General features: G+C 40.6%; 4 protein-coding genes. 2 read left to right on the top strand and 2 right to left on the bottom strand.

The window, feature by feature from the left end; translation table 11 throughout:
* A partial coding sequence (locus tag IBX40_11160) for a hypothetical protein (protein MBE0524876.1) occupies positions 1-358 on the bottom strand: 358 nt, incomplete at its 3' end.
* Positions 359-507: 149 nt separating this feature from the next.
* Positions 508-2394 carry a hypothetical protein gene (locus tag IBX40_11155; GenBank protein ID MBE0524875.1) on the bottom strand — a complete coding sequence of 629 codons (1887 nt, stop codon included), beginning with the start codon at positions 2392-2394 and terminating at the stop codon, positions 508-510.
* 526 nt (positions 2395-2920) lie between these two features.
* Between IBX40_11155 and IBX40_11150 the strand changes: the two genes are divergently transcribed.
* Both IBX40_11150 and IBX40_11145 read left to right on the top strand, forming a co-directional pair.
* Positions 2921-3364, top strand: coding sequence for a peptidase (locus IBX40_11150; GenBank protein ID MBE0524874.1), 444 nt, complete (start codon positions 2921-2923; stop codon positions 3362-3364).
* A gap of 1 nt (position 3365) precedes the next feature.
* Positions 3366-4106 (top strand): winged helix-turn-helix transcriptional regulator, encoded by a 741-nt coding sequence (locus IBX40_11145; GenBank protein ID MBE0524873.1) that lies wholly within the window; start codon positions 3366-3368, stop codon positions 4104-4106.
* The last annotated feature ends 425 nt before the right edge of the window (positions 4107-4531 follow it).

Genomic DNA, 4531 nt, shown 5'->3' with positions numbered 1-4531 from the left:
TCCCCAAAGATATTTGTATAGTACGGTTAGATTGAGATGACACTAAGAGGAGTACGGATGCAGATTCTCCTCTAGATAAAACGAATACTGGCTTTCCAAAAGTTTCATGTTCAAGATACTTTCTTTTGAATCCATAAGAGGATTTAATGTCGATTTCAAACATGAATGGGGGTTGTAATCCTTCTTTTCCAGCAGGAGGATTTATGACTGCCTTATCCCATATACCTGGCTGAAATGAGGGTAGTGTTGAAGTAGGTGTTATGGTAGGAGTAGGCTGAGTGGATTGTTGATTTGGAATATTGATGCAACCTAAAGTTAGAACAATAATAAAGAGTAATACTGCAACTTTGAGTCTCATAAACTACACCACCCGTTCAGTTAAATGGATTGAAATAAATAGTTATTCCTGGACTATACACAGATCATAAAATGTAATACAATAAAAAGCATCCATCCCCACTTGATATATTTGAATATGAGAGGAGATGATGCGTCTATTTATTAAATTTAATTTATTGAGGACCCTGTTACGTGCTGAGTGTTGATTCTATCAGAACCATCCCACCAAGCATTAATGTATACATACTGCTGATCGGGGGAGTAACTATGCCAATTAAAGGTAGATTTTGGTCTATACCAGTTTCCACTGGCATACGTCCAATCGTCACGTATAGGGTTTGTTTCCGTTCTGAAGGATTTTGAGATGCCTCCAACACTGTCAAGTTCTGTTGAGCCTGTAAGCCAATCTATATATGCGGCCGGGTTATCCGTGTCATCGTAAGATTTTGAATACCAAGTGCCTGATGAAGTATCTTTCAACCATATATCGTAAACCCCGCTATTTATATAGAAGTAGTATTCGATTGGTTGAAGAGTCCCAGTAACATTAATAAGCAGCCAGTTCCATGGAGTTACCCATGATCCTTCATCGTAGATGGCTACCCATACGTAAGCATTTCCGCTATCAGTGAAATCGGATATAACTTCGCCGATGTCTCCATTTCTATTGAGATAGATTTCTCTCTCATTATAGTTCCTGAAGGTTTCTCCTTGATTGGAATAAGAGCAAGGGTCTACGACACCAGTAACTCTAATGACGGTATAGTCCGAATTTCGCTGATACCAAGCTCGTTCTTGATACTCAATCGCTAGAACACCAGCCGATACTGTGTTGACCAAATTGCTTTTGATTATACTTGGCTGAAGGAGTAATGATTTTTCATTTGTACTTGCATCTATGTTTTCAGCACTCTCTTTCCCTTTGCTTATTGCAGGAATATTTGTATAAAACTCAAACATGGTCATAGGATAGGATATGGTGATTAAGTTGGGATCTTTGTTTGTATCATCGAGCTCTACCATTTTTTTAGGTATCCGAAGCAAAACAATGGGTTCGTTGTCGCTTACTTCTGTTTTATTTAGCCAATCGGATGGAAAAGTTATTTTGACTATTCCTGGATGTACATCTTCATCATTCTGTGAGAGCCACGCTTGCGAGATTATTATTCGAACTATATCTGACTCTGGTAATGGAAGAGTGGGAGTAAGATTCTTTATGTATCTTAGTTCCTCATCGTAAGATAATTTGTCATTTATGCTAGGTTGGAAAGGTGGTAATTCCTTAGCAGGAGTTGGCGTGTTTCCTTCTCCAAAAATAATTTTCTCTTGCACATTCGCTATTTCATACATACCTGATACGAAACCGGTTGATGTCGTTTCAGGTTCATCTACAGGTTCTGTAACAGGATGATCTGCCCAATTAATCGAGACGATATCGCGCCCTTCATAGACATCCGTTAAGTTGTACCTGAAATAGATGTGGCCTCCATAAAGCGGCTCTGGAGTGCTTATGTCTGTCTGCCAGCTTTGCCCCGGTTCCAGAATGAAATCGGGATATGGTGATGGTGGGAAACTTATATCTGTAAGATTAGCATACCAATCCTTGCTAACGTTAAATGTTAGCCCACTAACGATGAAACTATCTGTTTTATCATCATTAGTGATGATGAATTTATGAAGCCACTGTCCCGAATAAGGATCTAAGACTGGATAATCCAATGTCCAACCACTTGATGGAATTGCTTTTATCGCACTTGATTCACGTGTCCATTCGACATCAGATATTCTTAGTGTATTCCAGTCTGTTAGCCAGAATTCCACTTCGATGGTAATCCACGTGCAGTAAGGGATGTTAGCTCCATCCACATCAACCTGTACACCATGCGGATCATAGGCATAACTACTTGAGTTTGTGAAGTCACTGATCTTTATGCGCCAGCCATTTACAAATATCCAGGGTTCTTTCTGCGTGATCTTAAAGTGAAGATCAGTGGCATAGTCGTATTTATCTTGGTGTATCTTCAACGTCTGGCGCACGAGTACTTCTTCATGCACTCCTCCTTCGGTGGTGGTATCTGCCAGAGCTACCCCCACAGGAAACATTAGTATCGCTACTATGCTTGAGACTTTTTATTATTTTCTGTACGATCCGAAAAACCGCCGAGTACGCAGAGGGACGCAGAGAAAAATAACAACCCTCTGCGGTCCTCCGCGTACTCGGCGGTTAATCTTTTTTGCCATGACCCATTGATCCAGAATAAATTAAAAAGTCTCCTATGCTTACCATCAACAGTCTCAACTGTTTTGTTTTCATGTCGTCTTTTTCCTCCTTTGGTTTGTGTTCTATCATCCCGGAGGCACAACCGAAACATTAAGTAACCATAAGGTGCAACTCAATATTGCCTCTGGGCAAGTCATGGGGGTTCATTTACTCTTGCTGAAATACTGAACTCCCATAAATACTCCTTATATTTTTCCAACTTTATTTATAATTTCTCGGACAATCGCCTAATCAATTAGGCGTTTGTCCCATAAAAGTTATATACAGTCTTTCTATTATACCTCCATAAGGTGATAACAGATGAAAATACCACTGAAAATATGTGCAGTATTTTTGGTTGTGGCTTTAGTGGCTGCGCCAATGGTATCGGCAGAAAAGACAACAGGATATACGGTGCGCCCTTCCTCTGGGAACGCTTCCGAAGTTACCATTTTGGTGACCGATTCCGTCAGTCAGGGAGAAACCAACAGACATCAGTTTTATGTTGGAAATGGAGTTAACTGGCTTGAGGTATATCATGACTGGAAAGATTCAAGCGACTCGCTGACGTTAACGATTTATACGCCAGAATGGGTTAAAATCGGAACATTCCACGACATCGATGACGGGGTAATAGACGGCAAGATTCATATAGACATCGTACCTGATAATGGCTATGTAGAATCAGGTGTATGGACTTTTGATGTTTATGGAGAACGCGTGGCCACACAAAGAACTTACGACCTTAACATATACCAGCATTAATATGAGCAAGATGGTAAGTTTCCTTATCATCTTTACTCTTTTGATACTTCTGGTACCCGCAGCAAACGCTACTGATTACACGGTCAGACCCTCAATAAGCAAAGAACCCGGCGCACCGGTTTATGGCGAAAAAGTCCAAGAGATTGACCCAATACCCTACTGGCTCTATCTGTTTTTATTGGTATTTCCTCAGTTAACAGCGATGCCGCTGGAAACACTGACATCGATAAAAGTACTCCCTTATCTGGCGTATAAAAAAATCTTCAAAAAAAACATACTTGATAACCCTAAAAGGTTAAAAATATATAATTTCATAGAAGAACATCCCGGCGTCTATTTCAGAGAGCTTGTTAAAAGAATAGGGCTGAAAAAGGGGACTGTCGAATACCACCTGGAAGTGATGGAAACACAAAAAATGATAGTATCTCACAAATCAAAGGGAAAACTCCGGTTCTTTCTTAACCATTCCACTTATAAGAAAGAAGATAAGACCGTAATTGCTGCACTGAAAAATGATACGCATAGAAAGGTTATTTTAGAGATTCTCAACAGTCAAAGCATAACTCAGAAAAACCTTGCAAAAAAAATCGGAGTTTCTACACCTACAATTAGTGACCATATTAAATACCTGAAAAAAGAGGGAATTGTTAAAACTGATACAAAAGGCAGGTACACAATCTATAGTATCGATTCCAATTACTTCGATTTATTACAAAAATATATGAACAGTATAAACTGTTAGGGCCTGAAAAAATGCTTCTTATCAACTTTCTTACGGTCTGGACCTCCCGTGCCTTTAATCTGCTACACTAACCTTTGTTACCCTTGTACTTTCCGTCACTTTCAGAATTTCAACATCCCAGCCCTCCAGCGTCCCGATTGCATTGAGATCGACGGTCACCCGGTGGTCATAGTTCTCCAGGGTAGCTTCGAACTCCACAGGATCGTTCGCCGGGTCTCCAATCCCGGCACGTTCGAATACATATCGAGGTTGGGCTCGGCATTATCGTCTATGGTGACCAAGAATTCCCGGGAAATAACTTTGCCGTCATCAGGTTTGAAACCGGCCGGATGGAATAGGCACCGTTTGAAGCATCTGCCGGGGTTTTTACCCTCAAGGTCACCACTTTCGGACTGTTCCTGTCCTCAGGGAATGTGACATGCGTT

The sequence above is a fragment of the Methanosarcinales archaeon genome (genome assembly GCA_014859725.1).
Classification (GTDB): domain Archaea; phylum Halobacteriota; class Methanosarcinia; order Methanosarcinales; family Methanocomedenaceae; genus Kmv04.
This window is presented reverse-complemented; position numbering and strand designations above follow the sequence as displayed.

Coding starts and splice junctions, on each gene's coding strand:
- IBX40_11145 (MBE0524873.1), top strand. CDS start 3,366: ATGAGCAAGATGGTAAGTTTCCTTATCATCTTTACTCTTTTGATACTT.
- IBX40_11150 (MBE0524874.1), top strand. CDS start 2,921: ATGAAAATACCACTGAAAATATGTGCAGTATTTTTGGTTGTGGCTTTA.